This window comes from Arenibacterium halophilum (assembly GCF_005938225.1).
GTDB lineage: Bacteria > Pseudomonadota > Alphaproteobacteria > Rhodobacterales > Rhodobacteraceae > Arenibacterium > Arenibacterium halophilum.
Map to the genome: position 1 here is coordinate 1,023,387 of NZ_VCPC01000002.1, position 19,696 is coordinate 1,043,082.

General features: G+C 63.7%; 19 protein-coding genes. 10 read left to right on the top strand and 9 right to left on the bottom strand.

Going from position 1 to position 19,696, the window contains the following annotated elements:
- The first annotated feature begins 65 nt into the window (after nucleotides 1–65).
- From argC to FGK64_RS11690, 7 genes are all read left to right on the top strand, one after another.
- Nucleotides 66–1,097, top strand: coding sequence for an N-acetyl-gamma-glutamyl-phosphate reductase (gene argC, locus FGK64_RS11660; RefSeq protein WP_138863952.1), 1,032 nt, complete (start codon nucleotides 66–68; stop codon nucleotides 1,095–1,097).
- Between the two features lie 21 nt (nucleotides 1,098–1,118).
- Nucleotides 1,119–1,562 (top strand): cytochrome c maturation protein CcmE, encoded by a 444-nt coding sequence (ccmE, locus tag FGK64_RS11665; protein ID WP_138863953.1) that lies wholly within the window; start codon nucleotides 1,119–1,121, stop codon nucleotides 1,560–1,562.
- A gap of 89 nt (nucleotides 1,563–1,651) precedes the next feature.
- A complete protein-coding gene (locus FGK64_RS11670; RefSeq protein WP_138863954.1) occupies nucleotides 1,652–2,263 on the top strand; it encodes a holin-associated N-acetylmuramidase in 612 nt (203 codons plus the stop codon).
- Nucleotides 2,254–2,832 (top strand): holin family protein, encoded by a 579-nt coding sequence (locus FGK64_RS11675; RefSeq protein WP_138863955.1) that lies wholly within the window; start codon nucleotides 2,254–2,256, stop codon nucleotides 2,830–2,832. Before FGK64_RS11670 ends, FGK64_RS11675 begins: the two co-directional genes overlap by 10 nt.
- 139 nt (nucleotides 2,833–2,971) lie before the next feature.
- Nucleotides 2,972–4,924, top strand: coding sequence for a heme lyase CcmF/NrfE family subunit (locus FGK64_RS11680; RefSeq protein WP_138863956.1), 1,953 nt, complete (start codon nucleotides 2,972–2,974; stop codon nucleotides 4,922–4,924).
- Nucleotides 4,921–5,373, top strand: coding sequence for a cytochrome c-type biogenesis protein (locus FGK64_RS11685; RefSeq protein ID WP_138863957.1), 453 nt, complete (start codon nucleotides 4,921–4,923; stop codon nucleotides 5,371–5,373). Before FGK64_RS11680 ends, FGK64_RS11685 begins: the two co-directional genes overlap by 4 nt.
- 72 nt (nucleotides 5,374–5,445) lie before the next feature.
- Nucleotides 5,446–6,222 carry an enoyl-CoA hydratase-related protein gene (locus tag FGK64_RS11690; protein ID WP_138863958.1) on the top strand — a complete coding sequence of 259 codons (777 nt, stop codon included), beginning with the start codon at nucleotides 5,446–5,448 and terminating at the stop codon, nucleotides 6,220–6,222.
- Nucleotides 6,223–6,435: 213 nt separating this feature from the next.
- On the opposite strand, the gene FGK64_RS11695 is transcribed toward FGK64_RS11690, so the two are convergent.
- A complete protein-coding gene (locus tag FGK64_RS11695) occupies nucleotides 6,436–7,077 on the bottom strand; it encodes an invasion associated locus B family protein (RefSeq protein ID WP_138863959.1) in 642 nt (213 codons plus the stop codon).
- 467 nt (nucleotides 7,078–7,544) lie between these two features.
- Between FGK64_RS11695 and FGK64_RS11700 the strand changes: the two genes are divergently transcribed.
- Nucleotides 7,545–9,089 (top strand): helicase HerA-like domain-containing protein, encoded by a 1,545-nt coding sequence (locus FGK64_RS11700; RefSeq protein ID WP_138864303.1) that lies wholly within the window; start codon nucleotides 7,545–7,547, stop codon nucleotides 9,087–9,089.
- Here the strand turns inward: FGK64_RS11700 and FGK64_RS11705 are convergent.
- The 7 genes from FGK64_RS11705 to FGK64_RS11735 all read right to left on the bottom strand — a co-directional run bounded on the left by FGK64_RS11705 (nucleotide 9,086) and on the right by FGK64_RS11735 (nucleotide 16,770).
- Nucleotides 9,086–10,975, bottom strand: coding sequence for a transglycosylase domain-containing protein (locus FGK64_RS11705; protein WP_138863960.1), 1,890 nt, complete (start codon nucleotides 10,973–10,975; stop codon nucleotides 9,086–9,088). The two genes, FGK64_RS11700 and FGK64_RS11705, sit on opposite strands and share 4 nt — an antisense overlap.
- A 70-nt stretch (nucleotides 10,976–11,045) precedes the next feature.
- Entirely contained in the window at nucleotides 11,046–12,350 is a 1,305-nt protein-coding gene (locus FGK64_RS11710; RefSeq protein ID WP_138863961.1) for a branched-chain amino acid ABC transporter permease, read from the bottom strand.
- On the bottom strand, nucleotides 12,347–13,357 hold the full coding sequence (locus tag FGK64_RS11715; RefSeq protein WP_138863962.1) for a branched-chain amino acid ABC transporter permease: 1,011 nt from the start codon (nucleotides 13,355–13,357) through the stop codon (nucleotides 12,347–12,349). The genes FGK64_RS11710 and FGK64_RS11715 overlap by 4 nt, the downstream gene beginning before the upstream one ends.
- Nucleotides 13,357–13,734, bottom strand: a complete 378-nt coding sequence (locus tag FGK64_RS11720; protein ID WP_138863963.1) for a hypothetical protein — start codon at nucleotides 13,732–13,734, stop codon at nucleotides 13,357–13,359. The genes FGK64_RS11715 and FGK64_RS11720 overlap by 1 nt, the downstream gene beginning before the upstream one ends.
- Before the next feature lie 14 nt (nucleotides 13,735–13,748).
- Nucleotides 13,749–14,576 (bottom strand): ABC transporter ATP-binding protein, encoded by an 828-nt coding sequence (locus tag FGK64_RS11725; RefSeq protein WP_171054046.1) that lies wholly within the window; start codon nucleotides 14,574–14,576, stop codon nucleotides 13,749–13,751.
- Between the two features lie 121 nt (nucleotides 14,577–14,697).
- Nucleotides 14,698–15,495 carry an ABC transporter ATP-binding protein gene (locus tag FGK64_RS11730; RefSeq protein WP_138863965.1) on the bottom strand — a complete coding sequence of 266 codons (798 nt, stop codon included), beginning with the start codon at nucleotides 15,493–15,495 and terminating at the stop codon, nucleotides 14,698–14,700.
- A gap of 96 nt (nucleotides 15,496–15,591) precedes the next feature.
- The gene (locus tag FGK64_RS11735) at nucleotides 15,592–16,770 is read right to left on the bottom strand and encodes an ABC transporter substrate-binding protein (RefSeq protein WP_138863966.1); all 1,179 of its coding nucleotides are present in this window, start codon (nucleotides 16,768–16,770) and stop codon (nucleotides 15,592–15,594) included.
- A 172-nt stretch (nucleotides 16,771–16,942) separates the two neighbouring features.
- On the opposite strand from FGK64_RS11735, the gene FGK64_RS11740 reads away from it, so the two are divergent.
- Nucleotides 16,943–18,043, top strand: coding sequence for a PQQ-dependent sugar dehydrogenase (locus FGK64_RS11740; protein WP_138863967.1), 1,101 nt, complete (start codon nucleotides 16,943–16,945; stop codon nucleotides 18,041–18,043).
- A gap of 110 nt (nucleotides 18,044–18,153) precedes the next feature.
- Nucleotides 18,154–18,570: a hypothetical protein gene (locus FGK64_RS11745; RefSeq protein WP_171054047.1), complete on the top strand. Its 417-nt coding sequence runs from the start codon at nucleotides 18,154–18,156 to the stop codon at nucleotides 18,568–18,570.
- A gap of 24 nt (nucleotides 18,571–18,594) precedes the next feature.
- On the opposite strand, the gene FGK64_RS11750 is transcribed toward FGK64_RS11745, so the two are convergent.
- Nucleotides 18,595–19,599, bottom strand: coding sequence for a GlxA family transcriptional regulator (locus FGK64_RS11750; RefSeq protein WP_138863969.1), 1,005 nt, complete (start codon nucleotides 19,597–19,599; stop codon nucleotides 18,595–18,597).
- Nucleotides 19,600–19,696: the final 97 nt, after the last annotated feature.

Consider the following 19,696-nt stretch of genomic DNA (forward strand, 5'->3'; position numbering starts at 1 on the left):
GCCTTGGGCCGCGTCCCTGGCGCATTCGCGCCGCCCTACGTCTTTTAGAATGAAAGAGGTCTGCCATGACCCATAAAATCGCAATTCTTGGTGCCAGCGGCTATACTGGGGCGGAACTGATCCGCTTGATTGCCGGTCACCCCGACATGGAGATCGTCGCGCTCTCGGGTGAACGCAAGGCCGGCATGACGATTGCCGAGGTCTTTCCCCACCTGCGCCACATGACCAATCTGCCGACGCTCTGCCGGATTGATGAAATCGACTTTTCCGATGTCGATCTGTGCTTCTGCGCGCTGCCGCACAAGACCAGCCAGGAGGTGATCCGCGACCTGCCCGCCACGCTGAAGATTGTCGATCTGTCCGCCGATTTCCGGCTTCGCGATCCGGCGGCCTACAAGAAATGGTACGGCAACGATCACGCCGCGCTCGCCCAGCAGGACGAGGCGGTCTATGGCCTCACCGAATTCTACCGCGACCAGATCAAGGGCGCGCGGCTGGTGGCCGGCACCGGTTGCAACGCCGCCACGGGGCAGTTTGCTTTGCGTCCGCTGATTTCGGCCGGGGTGATCGGGCTGGACGACATCATCCTCGACATGAAATGCGCGGTCTCGGGGGCAGGGCGCTCGCTCAAGGAAAACCTTCTCCATGCCGAGCTGTCCGAGGGCTACAACGCCTATGCCATCGGCGGCACCCACCGGCACCTGGGCGAATTCGATCAGGAATTCAGCGCCCTGGCCGGTCGCCCGGTCAAGGTTCAGTTCACGCCGCACCTGATGCCCGTGAACCGCGGCATCCTGGCCACCACCTATGTCAGCGGCGATGCGCAGGCGATTTACGACACGTTTACCGCGGCCTACGCGGATGAACCCTTCATCTCGGTTCTGCCCTTCGGCACCGGGCCCAGCACCCATGACGTGCGCGGCTCGAACTTCGTGCATATCGGCGTCACCGGCGACCGGATCGAGGGCCGGGCCATCGTGATCGTCGCGCTCGATAACCTGACCAAGGGCTCCAGCGGGCAGGCGTTGCAGAACGCCAACCTGATGCTGGGGATCGAGGAAACAACCGCGCTGATGATGGCGCCGCTGTTCCCGTAACGCTGCGGGAAAGGGCCGCCAATGCAGACACTTGGCAAGAAACGCCGCATCCAGATGATTGTTGTCGCGGCGCTGGCGCTGGTCGTCAGCACTGCGCTGATCGGTTATGCCATGCGCGACGGAATCAATTTCTTCCGCGCGCCCAGCCAGGTGGTGGCCGAACCGCCGTCGCCCTCCGAGGTGTTCCGCATCGGCGGGCTGGTCGAAGACGGCAGCCTGACGCGCGGGCAGGGGCAGGCGGTGTCGTTCCGCGTGACCGATGGGGGGGCGTCTGTCCCGGTGGTCTATTCCGGCGTGCTGCCCGATCTGTTCAAGGAAAACGAAGGCATGGTCGGCACCGGGCGGTTGATCAACGGCGTGTTCGAGGCCACCGAAATTCTGGCCAAGCACGACGAAACCTACATGCCGAAAGAGGTGATCGACGCGCTCAAGGAACAGGGCGTCTATCAGGAACCGACCGACTGACCTCTGCGCACGGTGGCCTCGCGCCATCTTAACCGCTTTTGCCGCACCTTCCCGCCGCCCGACATTGGGCCAAGGGCAGGAGCGTGCAGATGCAGACGGTACGGCAGATCGCAGAACAGATCGTCGCAAGGGAAGGCGGGTTCGTGAACGACCCGGACGATCCCGGCGGCGCGACCAATTTCGGCGTCACCATCCACACCATTCGCCGGCTGGGACTGGATCTGGATGGTGACGGGCAGGTGGATGTGGCCGATGTGCGCGCTCTGACTCGCGCGCAGGCCACCGACATCTTTATCGAACATTACTTTCGCCGCCCCCGCATCGCCGAGGTGCCAGAGGCGCTGCAAGCGAGCCTGTTCGACATGTATGTGAACGCGGGCGCCAATGCCGTGACGATCCTGCAAACCGTGCTGTGCGAGATGGGGTACAAGATTGGCGTTGACGGTGTTCTGGGGCCGCAGTCGCTGGCCGCTGTCCGCGATGCCGCCGCGCCCGATCCACTTCATCTGGTGGATGCCTATGGGATTGCGCGGCGCAATTATTACTTCCGTCTGGCGGACCGCCGCGCCGCCAGCCGCAAATACGCTCGCACCCGTGCCGGCGGCAAAGGCGGCTGGATCAAGCGGGCCGAGGAGTTCATGTCACCACGGTTTCACTTAAGCGACGCGGCGTTTCAGGAAAGGGTGCGGGAATGGGGCTGATCCAAGGGCTATGGGCCATGCTGTTCGGCAGCGGTCGCAATGTGGTGGTCGAAACCGCCGAAGTCTTCCGAGAAAACGCCGAGGCCGGATCGGCCCGCGCGGCCGAGATTCAGGCGCAGGCGATGCAGCAGTTCGGGGCCGAATTCGCGCAGGCGCGCGTCGGCTGGTTCGACCGCTTCATCGACGCGCTGAACCGTGTGCCGCGCCCGGCCATGGCACTTGGCACGCTGGGGCTGTTCGTGGCGGCCATGGTCGATCCGATTTGGTTTGCCGAACGCATGCAGGGCATCGCGCTTGTACCCGAACCGCTGTGGTGGTTGCTGGGCGTCATCGTGTCGTTCTATTTCGGCGCGCGTCAGCAGGCCAAAACACAGAACTTCCAGCGCGATATCGCTGTTACGCTGGCGCGTGCGCCATTGGTGGTAGAAAATATCAAGGCGCTGCGCGCGCTGCGTTTCGACAGCGTCGGCGCGGCCGACACAGGCCACGATTCCCGCCTTGCCATGGCAGCGGTAGAACCGTCTTCAAACCCCGCCATTCAGGAATGGCGCGCGGCCCGGCACGTCTAAGTTTCAAAACGGAACGTAAAGTAATAAGTCGGCCTATTTCGAAACGCAGCGTTTTACCCGGCCCGCCCGCGACAAAGTGATCGCCTGCGCGGCGCAAAAACCGTTTCAAAGCCGCCGCGCCGCTGCCTATACAGAAGGCATGACAACCGAACTCGGCCACTTTGCCCTTATCCTTGCGTTCATGGTCGCCATCGCCCAAGCGGTGGTGCCCCACATCGGTGCGACCACCGGCCGGCGTAGCTGGATGGCCATGGCCGAACCGGCCGCCAACTTGCAATTCCTGCTGACGGCCTTTTCCTTCGGCGCGCTGATGTACGCCTTTCTCACGTCGGATTTCTCGCTGCGGCTGGTGGTGGAAAACAGCCATTCGGCCAAGCCGTTGCTGTACAAGATCAGCGGAACATGGGGCAATCACGAAGGCTCGATGCTGTTGTGGGTGCTGATCGTCACGCTGTTCGGTGCGATGGTCGCGTGGTTCGGGAGCAACCTGCCCGACACGCTGCGTGCGCGCGTACTTGCCGTGCAATCCGCCATCGCGGTGGCGTTCTTCGCGTTTATCCTCTTCACCTCGAACCCTTTTTTGCGCCTTGCTGTCCCGCCGTTTGACGGCAACGATCTGAACCCGCTTTTGCAGGATCCCGGGTTGGCCTTTCACCCGCCGTTCCTTTATCTCGGCTATGTCGGCCTCTCGATGGCCTACTCCTTCGGCGTTGCCGCCCTGTTGGAGGGCCGGGTCGATGCGGCCTGGGCGCGCTGGGTGCGGCCCTGGACTTTGCTGGCCTGGGTCTTCCTGACCATCGGCATCGCCCTTGGGTCATGGTGGGCCTATTACGAACTGGGTTGGGGCGGCTTTTGGTTCTGGGATCCTGTTGAAAATGCCTCTTTCATGCCGTGGCTTCTGGCCGTTGGTCTGTTGCATTCGTCAATCGTGGCCGAAAAACGCGAAAGCCTGAAAAGCTGGACGATCCTGCTGGCGATCCTCGCTTTCGGGTTCTCGCTGATCGGCACCTTCATCGTGCGCTCGGGCCTGCTGACCAGCGTACACGCCTTCGCCAGCGATCCGGAACGCGGCGTTTTCATCCTGCTGATCCTTGCCTTCTTTACCGGCGGCGCGCTGACGCTCTTCGCGGCGCGCGCCAGCGCGATGCAGGCGCGCGGCGTATTCGGCCTTGCCAGCCGCGAAACCGCACTGGTCGCCAACAACGTGCTGCTGGCGGTGGGCTGTTTCGTGGTGTTCATCGGAACCATGTGGCCGATGGTGGCCGATATGGCGTTCGGGCGGAAACTGTCGGTCGGTCCGCCGTTTTTCGAGGCCGCCTTCACCCCCTTCATGATCGCGCTTGGCCTGCTGTTGCCGGTGGGCAGCCTGATGCCCTGGAAACGCGCGCGGATTGGCCGGGCGCTCTGGTCTCTGCGCTATGCGGCAGTACTTGCCATTGCGCTGGCCGGTTTGGCCTGGACGTTGCAAACCGGGCGGAGCCTGTTGGGGCCGGTCGGGTTGCTGCTGGGCGCCTGGATGGTCGCTGGCGCGGCGCTTGATCTGTGGATCCGCGCGGGCCGCACGCCATTGCGCCTGCTGCGCCTTCCGGGGGCCGATTGGGGGCGCGTTACCGCACATGCCGGTCTGGGCGTCACCTTCTTCGCCATCGCCGGACTCATGGCCTGGCAGCAAGAGGACATTCGTGTCGCCCAGCCGGGCCAGCCGTTCACGGTGGGTGCCTACACGCTGACCCTGCAGGGCGTCGAAAACTTTGAAGGTCCGAATTACATCGCCACCCGTGCCACGGTCGATCTGGCTCAGGACGGTCGGATGCTGGCCGAACTGCATCCCGAAAAACGCATGTACCCCGTTGCGCGCATGCCCACGACAGAGGCCGCGATCGATTATCGCCTGCTGCGCGATGTCTATGTCGTGATCGGCGATCAGCAGAATGACGGCGGATGGGTGGTGCGCACCTATATCAAACCGCTGGCAAACTGGATCTGGGGCGGCTGCATGCTGATGGCGCTTGGCGGGCTGATCTCGCTGTCCGACAGGCGTTTCCGCGTGGCGGCTGGCGCGCGCCGGGCCAGAGCGGTTCCCGCCGAATGATCCGCGCCTGCCTCCTCGCGCTGGCGCTGCTGGCCACGCCTGCTTGGGCCGTCCAGCCCGACGAGGTGCTGGAGGATCCGGCTCTGGAACAGCGCGCGCGCGAGATCAGCAAGGGCCTGCGCTGTCTGGTCTGCCGAAATGAATCCATCGATGAAAGCAACGCCGATCTGGCCCGCGATCTTCGTATCCTGCTGCGCGAACGGCTGGTAGCAGGGGACAGCGATACGCAGGCAGTTGACTATATCGTTGACCGTTTCGGCGAGTACGTGCTGTTGCGTCCCACCACGGGTGGCGCCAATTGGTTGCTCTGGGCCGCCGGGCCACTGATGCTCCTCCTCGCGGGCGGCGGGGCCGCGATCTACCTGCGCGGCCGGGCCAGCAGCGCGGCGCAACCCAAAGGCCTGACCTCGGAAGAAGAAGCCAGATTGCGGCAGATTCTAGAAAAGTGACGCGCCGTTTCGGCTTTCCTCAGCGGTCGGCGGGCGTATGGTTGCGCAAACCCTAACGGAAAGAGGCGCCCGATGGATTACGACACGATCACGCTCGACATCACGGATGGCATTGCCGTCCTTACTCTGAACCGCGCCGATAAGATGAACGCGCTTACCGCGCAGATGCGGGCCGAAATCGGCCATGCTATGCGCGCGGCCGCCAAAGAGGCCCGTGTCATCGTGATGACGGGCGCGGGCCGGGCGTTCTGTACCGGGCAGGATCTGGGCGATGGCGGTGACGCAACCAAGATCGACCTCGAGCGCACCCTACGTGACGAATATATGCCCATGCTCGAAGCAATTTATGATTGCCCCGTGCCCACCATAGCCGCCGTGAACGGCCCGGCCGCCGGAGCCGGCGCCAACCTCGCGCTTTGCGCCGATGTCGTGATCGCTACCGAGTCCGCCTATTTCCTGCAGGCCTTCACCCGGATCGGGCTGATCCCGGATGCGGGCGGCACTTGGTTCCTGCCGCGCCAGATGGGCATGGCCAAGGCAATGGGCGCGGCGCTCTTCGCCGACAAGATCAGCGCCCGCCAGGCCGACGACTGGGGCATGATCTGGGAGGCCGTGCCCGATGAAGCCTTTGAAGAGACATGGCGCAAACGCGCCGCCTTTCTTGCCAACGGACCAACCGGCGCCTTCGCCGGCGTCAAGCAAGCGATCCGGGCCAGCTTTGAAACCGGCCTGTCCGAACAACTCGCGATTGAGGCCCACCTGCAAGGCCAATGCGGCAAAAGCCGCGACTTTCAGGAGGGTGTCGTGGCCTTCATGGAAAAACGTCCCCCAGTGTTCGAGGGCCGATAGCCCTGAAAGTCGCGCTGACGCGCGAGCCTCCGGCGGGGATATTTATTGCCCAAAGAAGCAGGGCCGTTTCGCAAATTCTTTGGGCTGAAAATATCCCGGGGGAGTCGCCCGAAGGGCGGCGGGGGCAGAGCCCCCTCTTTCTATAGATGAAAAGATCAAAAAAACGCGCCCTCCGAACTGGAAGGCGCGTTTTCATTTCAAATAGCGGCGGCCTCAACGCGATACGACGTCGACTTCGTTGTAGCCGGCCGTAAAGCCCTTGAGAGACATCTCAAGCTCGACCACCTGATCGGGGGCCGGTGCCGGGCGCAGGCTGATCTTGGCAGTGCTGCCGCGTTTCATCGCGGTCACGTCTTCTTCGGTCAGGCCGATCTGGGCGATACAACCGATGGGGTTACAGAACGAATAGCCATAGCGTTTGCCCGGGTTCGAATCGATGGCAATGGTCAGCTGCGCCGGCAGCAGCGTTTCCAACGGCACGATGATCGTGGCGCCGGCGACGGCCTGCTGGCCATCGGCGATCCGGAACAGCGAATACTCCGCGATCGGGTTGCCAGCTTCATCGGTCAGAATCTGCAGAAGCGAGCAGGGATCGGTTTCGCCCTCGGTCTTGATACAGGCCAGATCCCAGTCATCGAACTTTTGCTTGGAATAGCGATCGCCCATAGCCAGTTCCCCGTCGTCGACAGAGCGGCCAAGATCCAGTTGATCTTCGCCCGATGCAGAGTCAGCGGCCGGTGCAGCCGTGTCTGCCGGGGCTTCGGAGGGTTGTTCCGTGTCGGTTTGCTGGGCCAGGGCCGGAGCTGACAGAGCAAGAACGGCAAGCAGAGACAGGGGCGTGAGATGTTTTAACATAGGGTACCTGTAGTTTGTTCGTTGCCGCGTTCTCTAGCACGTCCGCCCGGTCATGTCAGCGCGTTATCGCCATTCCTGCGGGCAGTGCGGGCATCGGCGGGGGCCAGCCGGTGGGCCCGGGCCAGCGAATTTCTGCCGGGTTCGGTGCGCCTGAAAACAAATCGGGGGACCGTTGAGGCCCCCCGACTATTTGTATCTCCCCGTCGGACTGGCCGACTTAGTAATTGTCCAAACGTTACGAAAAGGTTTCGCAACGGTCAACAGCAATAAAAGCGATTCTTTAAACCCTTCTTTCATGTGCTCAACTATTTGGCACACCACGGAAAAAAGGCCGTACCCGAAGGTACGGCCAGTCTGACAGGGAGGAAGTGCCCAACCGCCGAAAGGATCAGAGGCGGGCAGAAATCACTATGGCATCGAAACGTTAAGCGAGTATGTTCAAGCCCGGAATTTCGGGGGAACAGGTGATGGACGGCAAGATTTTCCTTGGTGGCGGCGGGCCGGATTACGGCGAAAAGCAAGGGCTTGCGCTGGATTATGCCAATCGTCACGGGCTGATCGCCGGGGCCACGGGCACAGGCAAAACGGTGACTCTGCAAATTCTTGCCGAAGGCTTCAGCGCCGCCGGGGTGCCGGTGTTCCTGTCCGACGTGAAAGGCGACCTGTCGGGCCTTGCCCGCGCCGGCAGCGCCGAGGCCAAGCTGCACGATGCATTCACCAGCCGGGCCCGGACCATCGGGTTTGACGATTTCGCCTATGCCGCCTTTCCCGTCACCTTCTGGGATCTCTTCGGCGCGCAGGGGCATCCGGTGCGCACCACCGTGGCCGAGATGGGGCCGCTGTTGCTGGCCCGTCTGCTGGATCTGACCGAGGCGCAGGAAGGCATCCTGAACATCGCCTTCCGGGTTGCCGACGAAGACGGGCTGCCGCTGCTCGATCTGCGCGATCTGCAATCGCTGCTGGTGTGGATCGGCGAAAACCGGGCCGATCTGTCGCTGCGCTATGGCAATGTCTCGGTCTCGTCGATCGGGGCGATTCAGCGCCGTCTGCTGGTGCTGGAAAACCAGGGCGGCACGCAGCTGTTTGGCGAGCCGGCGCTGGATCTGGCCGACATGATGCGCTGTGACCGTGATGGGCGCGGGCGGGTCAACATCCTCGCCGCGGACAAGCTGATGGGCGCGCCGGGGCTTTATGCCACCTTCCTGCTCTGGCTGCTGAGCGAGCTGTTCGAGGAACTGCCCGAGGTGGGCGACCCGGACAAGCCCAAGCTGGTGTTCTTCTTTGACGAGGCGCATCTGCTGTTCGACGGCGCGCCCAAGGCGCTGGTGGACAAGGTGGAACAGGTCGCGCGGCTGATCCGGTCCAAGGGCGTGGGCGTTTACTTTGTCACGCAAAGCCCCGCCGACATCCCCGAGGATATTCTGGGCCAGCTCGGCAACCGCATCCAGCACGCGCTGCGCGCCTTTACCGCGCGCGATCAGAAGAACCTGCGGCTTGCGGCGGAAACCTATCGCCCGAACCCGCGCTTTTCGACCGAGGATGCGATCCGCGATGTCGGCGTGGGCGAGGCGGTGACCTCGATGCTGATGAAGAAGGGCGCGCCGGGGATCGTGGAACGCACGCTGATCCGACCGCCCTCGTCGCAGCTTGGCCCGATTTCCGAAGATCAGCGCCGGGCGATCCTTGCGACATCGGACATGGCCGGGAAATACGACACGCCGCTGGATCGCCGCTCGGCCTATGAAATCCTGACGGAACGGGCGGCCAAGGCGGCCGAAGCCGCCGAACAGGCCGAGGCGCAGGAAGAACAGGCCGAGGCGGCACAGCGCGAATACAGCGCCGGGCGGCGCTATAGCGGGACGCGCGTCACGCGGTCCACCTCGCGCCGGGTGGGTGCCGAGCGCGACACGTTTGGGTCGGCCATGACCGAGGCTGTCATCAAGGAACTGAAAGGCACCACCGGGCGGCGCATCGTGCGCGGGATTCTGGGTGGGCTGTTCAAAGGCCGCTAGGGCCGGTTCACGTCGCGCCACAGGCTGTCGCCCTCAGGCGGCCAGCCCCGCACATAGCCCTGGAATCGTTCGACCAAATTGCGGTTGTAGCGGGCGAAAATCTCGGCCGGCAGATCGCCGCCGCCCACGGCCCGCATGGTGCCGCCTTCGCGCGGGCCGGCCCAGACGGCGGTGACGATACCATGCTCGGGGAAACCCACGAACCAGGCATCGCGGTTTTCCTGGCTGGTGCCGGTCTTGCCGAACACCGCGCTTTTGTCGAACCGCGCGGCATCGCCGGTGCCGCCGGGCGCGGTGACTTCGGCCAGCATGGCACGCATGGCGGCGATGGCACGCGGGTTCACAACGGTGTCGGTTTCCACCTCAGGCGGCTGGTACAGCACCCTACCATTCTGCCCCAGCACCGCGCGCAGCAGATGCGCCTGCCGCAGATAGCCTCCGTTCGCCAACACAAGGAACGCGCCCGCATTGGCCGCCATGGTCGTTTCTGCCGCGCCCAGCACAACGGCGCTGCCCGGCTCGGTTCCATCTGTCAGCCCCAGCCGCCCGGCCATTTCGGCGACACGCTCCAGCCCGACCTGTTCGGCCAGCCACATGGTACAGACATTGCGGCTCTGACGCAGGCAATCGCCCATCGCGATATCGCCCAGATAGCGGCCATCGACGTTGCGCGGCTGAAACTTGCCCTGCAGCGCCCTTGGATCGTCGCGCAGGATGTCCGTCGCGCTCCACCCGCGCTCCAGCGCGGCAAGGTAGGTGGAGATCTTGGCGGTCGAGGCCGCCTGCCGCCGCGCCTGAATTGCAAGGTTCCAGTTCGATTGCGCGTGATCCAGCCCGCCCACCATCGCCAGTATCCGCCCCCGCGCATCCAGCGTGATCAGCCCCACACGCGCCACGCGGCGGCCGGTGTAATCGGCGGCCTCTGCCCGGGCGATGCGCTGCGCCTGATCCTGCGCCAGCGGGTCGATGGTGGTCAGTGCATGGTGCAGCCCGTTCGGCAGGCTCCCGGCAATCGCCGCCACTTCGCGCATCACCTGATCTTCGATGTATCGGTCGCGCCGGGGCAGTGCGGCGTAATCGGCGGGCAGGGCGGCGGCAATATCGGGGTCGGTCCCCTCGGGCAGCAGCCCCTGATTGCGCATTCGCGTAATGACCAGAGCGGCGCGCCGCGCGCTGGCTTCGGGGTGGCGCACCGGGTTCAGAAGTGTGGGCGCGTTGATCATGCCCACCAGCACGGCCGCCTCGGCCAGCGTCAGCCGCGCCGGCGGCTTGCCGAAATAGGTTCGCGCCGCATCCCGCAGCCCGATCACCGGCACCCCGCGCGCACGCCCGAAATTCACCCGGCTTAGATACAGCCGCACCACGTCCTGCTTGCTGTGGGTCAGCGAGATGCGAGTCGCCAGAAACAGCTCGGCGAACTTGCGGCTGATGCTGCCAGACGCGCCTGTCATCGTGTTCTTGGCCAGCTGCATCGCCAGCGTACTGCCACCCCGGTCGCCCCCCGTCAGAAGCGCCTTGCCAAACGACAGCGGATCGACGCCAAAGTGGTAATTGAACCGTCGATCCTCGGTCGCGATCAGCGCATCCCGCACGACCTGCGGCACCTCGTCCTGCCGCAGCGTGGTGTCGCAGATGCAGGCGATCATCTCCAGCCGGTCACCGGATTTACGAAAGATGACAAGAGGTTGCGTCAGCGCCGCCTGAAACACGCGCCGGTCGATGGGGTAGAGCACGAACAGCGCCCCCAGCACCCCGGCCAGCGCCGCGCCCAGCAGGATCCCGCGCAGCAACCGCCCCAGAAACCCGCGCCGCTGGACACGCTCGGCCTCGGGGTCGCGGGATTGGATCGGCCCATCATCGGGGGGCGGGGGCGTGGAAAAGTACACGGGTCAACCGGGCTGCTACGGGTCTGACCAGACCCCACCAGCATCCGTCGGGTAAGTCAAACCATCCCGCTCACTTTTCCGGGATCAGCCCGCGCGGGCTGAACCGCAGCACCAGCAGCAGAACCAGCCCCATGGTGAACAGCCGCATATGCGCCGCGCTGTCCATCAGGTGATCCTTCAGCCAGTAGCCATCCGCCATCCCCGAGGTCACGGTCTGCATCAGCCAGATGCCCATCGGTTCAACCTGCACCCACAGGAACCATATCAGGAAGCCGCCCAGCACCGCGCCGAAGTTGTTGCCCGATCCGCCGACGATCACCATCACCCAGACCAGGAAGGTAAAGCGCAGCGGCTGGTAGGTGCCCGGCGTCAACTGCCCGTCCAGCGTGGTCAGCATCGCCCCCGCCAGCCCGCAGACGGCGCTGCCCAGCACAAAGATTTGCAGATGGCGGCGGGTCACGTCCTTTCCCATCGCCTCGGCGGCAACTTCGTTGTCGCGAATGGCGCGCATCATCCGGCCCCACGGGCTCTTCAGCGCCATCTGCGACATCCACAGGATCACCAGAAGCACCACCAGGAACAGCGCCGCATAGATCAGCTTCACATAAAGCGTCGAGGCTTCGACCGGGTCCAGCCCAAGCGAGGCCGCCCGTTCCACGAAGCTGGGGTCGCCTTGCAAATCAATCTCATAGGCCATCGGACGCGGGATCCCGACGACGTTCTTCACGCCCCGGCTCAGCCAATCCTCGTTCTTCAGGATCGCAATGATGATCTCGGCAATGCCCAGCGTCGCAATCGCCAGGTAGTCCGAGCGCAGGCCAAGCGCGGTCTTGCCGATCAGCCAGGCCGCCCCCGCCGCCAGCAGCCCGCCCACCGGCCAGGCCACCAGCACCGGCAGGCCCAGCCCGCCCAGATACCCCTCAAGCGCGGGGTTGACCTGTTCGACGGCATCCACACCCGGATCCAGCACACCCCGGTAGACAAAGAACCCCACGATCAGGATGGCAAGGACGGCCAGGCTGCGCATAGCCCCGCGCGGCATCCGTTTGTAGACCTGCACGGTCGCCACGATGGTCGCCGCGCCCAGCAGCAGCCCAAGCAACACGCCCATGCCGCCCGCCGACCAGGCATCGGGAACCGGCTGCATCGACACCAGAACCGTGGCCAGCCCGCCCAGTGCGACAAACCCCATGATCCCCACGTTGAACAGCCCGGCAAACCCCCATTGCAGGTTCACGCCAATCGCCATGATCGCCGAAATCAGCCCCATGTTCAGGATCAGCAGCGCAGTGTTCCAGCTTTGCAGGAACCCGGACCCCACGATCAGCACCGCGACGATGGCAAACAGCATCACATTGCGCATGGTCTCGCTCATACCGATTTCCCCCGGAACAGGCCGGTCGGCTTGAACAGCAGCACGATCAGCAAAATGACAAAGGACACGGCGAATTTGTAATCCGTGCTGAGAAGCTGAACCAGGCTCGAAGGCTCAAGCGAGTCGGGCAGCAGGTAGCCCAGCACCTTTTTCCACGCATAGGTGATAGTCACCTCGCTGAAGGCGATCACGAAGCCGCCCGCGATGGCCCCCAGCGGATTGCCCAGCCCCCCCACGATGGCGGCGGCAAAGATCGGCAGAAGCAGCTGGAAATAGGTGAAAGGCTTGAAGGATTTGTCCAACCCGTACAGCACGCCCGCCACCGTGGTCAGCCCTGCCACGATCAGCCAGGTATAGGTCACGACACGCTCGGGGTTGATGCCCGAAAGCAGCGCCAGATCCTCGTTGTCGGAATAGGCGCGCATGGATTTCCCGGTGCGCGTGCGGTTCAGGAACCAGAACAGCAGCGCCACGACAATCACCGCCGTCACCACCGTCAACGCCTGGCTGGTGCGCAGCGCCAACCCCTCGTCCAGCCCCGACCAGGCCTTGAAATCCCGCGCCGAAATGATGAAGCGCGCCCCGTCAGCGAAATTCTGATCGTCCGGCCCGATGATGAACCGCACGATCCCGTTCATGATGAACATCACACCCAGCGACACGATCACAAGGATCACCGGCTTGGCCTTCTGCTCGCGGTAGAACCGGTAAACCACCCGGTCGGTCGCCACCAGCAGCAGCGCCGTACCCGCGATGCCAAAGGGCAGCGCCAGCAGCGCGGTCGGCAGCACCCCGAGCGAAATCCCCGAGGCCTGAAAGCCCCAGGTCACAAGGATGGTGATCATCGCACCAAAGGCCATGGTGTCGCCATGGGCAAAGTTCGAAAACCGCAGGATCCCGTAAATCAGCGTCACCCCCAGCGCGCCCAGCGCCAGCTGGCTGCCATAGGCCATGCCCGGGATCAGCACGTAATTCGTCAACGCGACGATGGCGTTCAAAAGCTCCATCAGCTTGTCTCCCGCGTGCATTGGCCGGAATAGGTTCCGGCAGACGGCGCCAAGAAGGTGCCGTGAATGGATAGAAAGGCCGCGCCGCCCTCGAACAGGCTCAGCAGTGCGACGGCGTTCGCGTCCTCGTCAATATCGACCGACACGAAATGCCGGGCCTCGCCGTCGCCCATGATCTCGGCGAATGTGCCCGCGATGTCCGATGCGCTCTCAAGCGCCCAGCCTTCGCGCGTGGGTGTCAGCACGGCCTCGATCGGCGCATCGCTGCCGCAATCCGAGGTGCCACAGCCCTTTGTCAGCGTGCAGCGATAGGGCCCGGCCGCCGTGGCTGCACTTGCGGCCAGCATCAGCACCGCCGCGCCAAATCCTGCTGTCATTTTTCCCGCGCGCCTCATCCGCCCAGAAAACTCCGCCGAACCTCGTCATCCGCCAGCAGGTCCTTGCCGGTGCCGGTATGGGCATTGCGTCCCTGCACCAGCACATAGCCCTTGTCGGCGATCTCCAGCGCCTGACGGGCGTTCTGTTCCACCATCAGGATCGGGATGCCGGTCCGCGACACCTCGATGATCCGGTCGAACAGCTCGTCCATCACGATCGGGCTGACCCCGGCGGTCGGCTCGTCCAGCATCAGAACCTTGGGCTTGGTCATCAGCGCGCGCCCCACGGCCACCTGCTGGCGCTGCCCGCCCGACAGCTCGCCCGCCGCCTGCAGCCGCTTTTCCTTCAGGATCGGGAACAGGTCATAGACCTGCGCCATCGTATCGCGGAAATCGTCGCGCCGAATGAACGCGCCCATCTCAAGGTTCTCTTCCACGCTCATCGAGGTGAAGATGTTGTTGGTCTGCGGCACGAACCCCATGCCCTTGGCCACCCGGTCCTGCGGCGTCAGCGCGCTGATGTCCTCGCCATCCAGCAACACATGCCCGCCGCGCAGATCCAGCATCCCGAAGACAGCCTTCATCGCGGTGGACTTGCCCGCCCCATTGGGCCCCACGATCACGGCAATCTCGCCCGGATCCACGGCAATGGTGCAGTCGTGCAGGATGTCGGGCCCCTTGCCATAGCCGCCCGTCATCGTCTCGCCGATCAGAAAGGCACTCTTCGCCTCGGATTTCACCGCCGGCCCGCCCTTACGATAGGGTATCTCGCCCGCGCCCCCGCGCCGGGTAATCGAGGCATCCTTGTTGCCCCGGTCATCGTGATAGGGGTTCGACATCATCACATCCCTTCGTCAAGGCCCGGCGCCACCGCCTGAAGGCTGGCCCCCAGCTTCTTTGGGCCAAAAATATCCCGGGGGACTCCCGCAGGGAGGGGGGCAGAGCCCCCAGAAACCGCCGGCCTCATGCGCCCACCGTATCGCCCTGTACCAGGCCCTTGTTCTTCAACCCGGTGCCCAGATAGGCCTCGATCACCTGCTCATTCGCCTTGATCTCGGCCAGCGTGCCCTCGGCCAAGACCTTGCCCTCGGCCATGCAGATCACCGGGTCGCACAGGCGGTCGATGAAATCCATGTCATGCTCGATCACCACAAAGGTGTACCCGCGCTCGGCGTTCAGCCGCAGGATCGCGTCGCCGATGGTGTTCAGCAGCGTCCGGTTCACCCCGGCGCCCACCTCGTCCAGAAACACGATGCGCGCATCCACCATCATGGTGCGCCCCAGCTCCAGCAGCTTCTTCTGCCCGCCTGAAATCTGCCCAGCCTTGTGATCGGCGAGGTGTTCGATGGTCAGGAACTCCAGCACTTCGTCGGCCTTGGCCTTCAGCGCGCGTTCCTCGTCGGCGATGCGCCTGCGTCCGAACCAGGTGTTCCACAGGGTTTCGCCCGATTGCGCACCCGGCACCATCATCAGGTTCTCGCGGCAACTCATCGAGGAAAACTCATGCGCGATCTGGAAGGTGCGCAGCAGCCCCTTGTGGAACAGATCATGCGGCGGCAGGCCGGTGATGTCCTCTCCGCCCATCGTGACGCGCCCGGAAGTCGGTTCAAGAACCCCGGCGATCACGTTGAAAAGCGTGGTTTTTCCGGCCCCGTTCGGGCCGATCAGCCCGGTGATTGACCCTTCGCGGATCGTCAGCGTGGCCCCGTCGACGGCATGGAAACCGCCAAAGTGCTTGTGCACGTCTTCGACGACGATCATCGCACCCCCTGTCGGCCGCTTTGGTGCAGCCCTTGTGTTGATTGAGACAGCCCGGCGCAGATCTCCTGCGCCGGGCCGTCCGATGTCATGTTTGGATCAGCGGATCTTGACGGTTTCGTTCTTGCCGTCCTTCACCTCGATCTCGCGATAGGTGCCCGCGCTTTCGCCCGGTCCGATCAGTTCAACCGCCGAGGCGCCGACGTAATCGATGTCACCACCGTCGGCGATGATCTGCAGGCCCTTGGCCAGCTCGCCGGGATAGATTTTTTCGCCGGGCGCATTGGCCACTTCAAGGATCTTCGGGCCGTAGGCCGCCGGATCGGTCGATTTGGCCGCCTGCATGGCGAACATGAACAGCGCCGCCGCGTCATAGCTTTCCGGCGTATAGGGCGAGGTCGCGTCGAAATCGCTGCCCGCCATTTCGACCAGCCGGTCGATGCCGTCGCCTTCGGTGCCCGCGATCTGGCCAAAAGATCCGTCAAGATCGGGGCCAACGTTGGTGGGCAGGCTTTCCCCGATCATGCCGCCGGGCAGACCGAAGGTGTCGAACGCGCCCGAATCCAGCGCCGAGCGGATGATGCCCAGACCGCCTTGGTCAAGGTATCCCGCGACGACCAGAATGTCGCCACCGGCCGAGGCCAGCGCGCCCACTTCGGCGGAATAGTCGGCCTTGCCGTCTTCATGCGCGGCATAGATCGTCACTTCGCCGCCCGCGGCTTCGAAGTTCGATTTGATCGCATCGGCCAGACCCTTGCCGTAGTCGTTGTTGGTGTAGGTCAGCGCGATCGACTTGATGCCGCGGTCCTGCAGCACTTCGGTCATCACCTGGCCTTCGCGCGCGTCCGACGGTGCGGTGCGGAAGAACAGATCGTTGTCTTCGACGGTCGACAGGCCCGGCGAGGTGGCCGAGGGCGAAATCATCACCATCCCGTTCGGGATCGCCACGTTCTGCAGCACGGCGCCGGTCACACCGGAACAGTCGCCACCGATCAGCCCGGCAATGCCGTCCGCGATCAGGCGTTCCGCGTTCGAGGTCGCAAGGCCATTGTCGATGCAGCCCGAATCCGCGCGCATCGGCGTGACGGTCGCGCCATCCATGAAGGCGCCACTGTCGTTCACTTCCTTGATCGCAAGCTCGGCACCCGATGCCATCGGGCCGGCCAGCGATTCGATCGGCCCGGTAAAGCCGAACAGGATGCCCAGTTTGACATCGTCGGCCAGACCCGCCGTACCGGTCAGCGCAACGGCAGCCGAGGCAAGAAGAAGCTTTTTCATGAAGGTACTCCCTTGTTGGAACATTTACGTTCAAACCAAAACCTAGGCGGGGAAAAACAAAAAGAAAAGTGCCTTCCAGTCAGGTCACTGTGCCTTTTGCGCGGTTCCGGCGTTTGCCGGGCATCCGATGGGCGCTAGATTGAATGTCTGGCGCATGTATCGGGGAAGAAACATGATTTTTGCAGGTAATATCGCGCGCGGGCTGGTGATTGCGGGCCTGTTTTCGGGGCCGGTTGCGGCTCTGGACACCTCTGTCGGAGAGCTGACGGCAACGGAAATGGTGTCAGGCCTGTCGGAACCCTGGGCCATTGGCCTGCTGCCAAAAGGTGGCTTTCTGGTGACCGAACGCACCGGGCGCCTGTTGCTGGTGCAGGACGGGCAGGCGCAAGCCGTGGACGGGGCGCCGGAGGTCTGGGCGAACGGTCAGGGTGGGTTGCTGGATGTTACCATTGCCCGCGATTTCGACCAGAGCCGAGAGATCTTTCTGACCTACGCGCACCCGCAGCAGGGCGGTGGCAGCACCGCGCTGGCCGTGGCGCGGCTGTCCGACGATGGCTCACGGCTGGAAAATCTGCGCCGCATCTTCGCCGCCAGCCCGGTCAGCAGTGCGGGCCGGCATTTCGGCAGCCGGGTTGTTGAAGCCGAGGATGGTACACTGTTCCTGACGCTGGGCGAACGCGGTGACAGGCCGTCCTCTCAGGATCTGGGCAGCCATAATGGCAGCGTCATCCGGATCAATCGGGATGGCAGCGTGCCGCGCGACAATCCCTTTACTGAAACCAATGGTGCCTTGCCGGAAATCTGGTCGTACGGGCATCGCAACATTCAGGGCGCGGGGCTGGACGGCGCCGGCAAACTGGTGATCGCCGAACATGGCGCGCGTGGCGGGGACGAAGTGAACCGTCCGAAGAAGGGCGCGAACTTCGGCTGGCCGGTGATTTCCTATGGCGTGCATTATTCCGGGGCGAAGATCGGCGAGGGCACTGCGAAAGACGGCATGGAGCAGCCCGAATTCTACTGGGATCCCTCTATCGCACCCTCGGGGCTGATCGTGCATTCGGGCAAGATGTTCCCGGAATGGGAAGGCGACACCTTTGTCGGGTCGCTGAAGTTCGACTATATCGCCCGGCTGTCCGGCAGCCCCCTGACCGAGGTTGAACAGATCGAAGGCACGCAAACCGCCCGTGTGCGCGATCTGGCCGAGGGCCCGGATGGCGCGATCTGGTTCATCTCGGTCGGGCAGGGCGCGGTGTACCGCCTTACCCGTGGGTAAGATGCCTTCGGCTTGGGTAAGGCCGCAGGTAAGGTTTCGAAATCCGTGGCAACGCAAGGCGCCTGCGCTAAGATAGCCGTGAACTCAATTTGATGACCCGAGGTTTTCCAATGCGTATTCTCTGCCTGCTCCTCCTCCTGATATTGCCCACACTTGCCCCCGCCCAAGAGCGGGATTCCGTTTTTGCCAGCTACGAAGACTACGCCCGCTTCGTCGACAGCCGCGTGATGGGCCGCCGGTTCATCGAGCTGATCCAGGTGCTGGGCGGGCGCGATGAATACACACCCGAACAGTTGCAAGGCGCCGACCAGCGGTTCCGGGCGATCTATCCCCGCGATTTCAGCAATGGCGCAGTAACCAAGCAGATCGACCTTGGCAGCGGGTTCGGTCAGGAAATGCGGATCTACTGGGACGAGGGCGTTGGGTACATCTATTACTACGCGCTGCTGCACAATCGCGGCGACAGCCTTGTCGTCATCAACTTCACGCTCAACAGCAATGTCGACAAGGTGTTGGGAAAGTTCTGACTCCTCCCGCCCCGACCGCGCGCCCTAAATCGACAGCCGCGCCGCCTGGCTGCCACGCTCACGGTAAGGCGTCGTGTCGTAATGCGCGCGGTAGCATTTCGAGAAATGCGAGGGCGAGGCAAAGCCGCAGGCCAGTGCCACGTTGATCACGCTCATATCCGTCTGCATCAAAAGGTTGCGCGCCTTCTGCAACCGAAGCTCCATGTAATACCGCTTGGGCGAGCGGTTGAGGTATCGGCGGAACAACCGCTCCAGCTGACGGGTCGACATGCCCACGTCGCGGGCCAGAATGGCGGGGCTGATCGGTTCCTCGATATTGGCCTCCATCATCTGGATGACCTGGCTCAGCTTGGGATGGCGCACCCCGATACGGGTTGGCACAGACAGGCGCTGGGTGTCCTGATCGGTGCGGATCGAGGAATAGATCAGCTGGTCGGCCACGGCATTGGCAAGGTCCGAGCCGTGATCGTCGGCAATGATCTTCAACATCAGGTCAATCGACGACGTGCCACCGGCGGTGGTGACCCGGTTGCCATCCACCACGAAGACCGATTTCGTCAACGTCACCTCGTCGAATTCCTCGGCGAAGCTGTCGGCGTTTTCCCAATGGATCGTCGCGCGTTTGCCGTCCAGCAGCCCGGCGCGGGCCAGTGTGTAAGACGCGGTGCAAAGCCCGCCGACCAGCGCGCCCTTGCGCGCCTCGCGGCGGAGCCAGCCCAGAACCCGCTTGGTCGACACATCCTGAATGGTCAGCCCGCCGCAGACGATGATCGAATCGTCGCGGCTCAGCTCTTCCAGATCGCGATCGACCTGAAAGGTGCTGCCCGCCGAACAGGTGACCGGCCCGCCGCCTTCGCTAACCAGCTGCCAGGCGTACAGATCGTGCCCCGACATGCGGTTGGCGATGCGCAGGCATTCCACCGCCGAGGCAAAACTGAGCATGGTGAATTTTTCCAGCAGGACGAAGATAAACATCCGCGGTTTTACAGGCGGTTTGGCTGGCTCGACAACTTTACGTTGTTCTTTCATGGCTTTTCCTTCGCGTGTGACAAACCCGCACGCGGACGGCTTGTCGCGGCGTCACATTGCTCAGAGGTTTGGAGCGACGTCAAGTGGTCGCATTTCT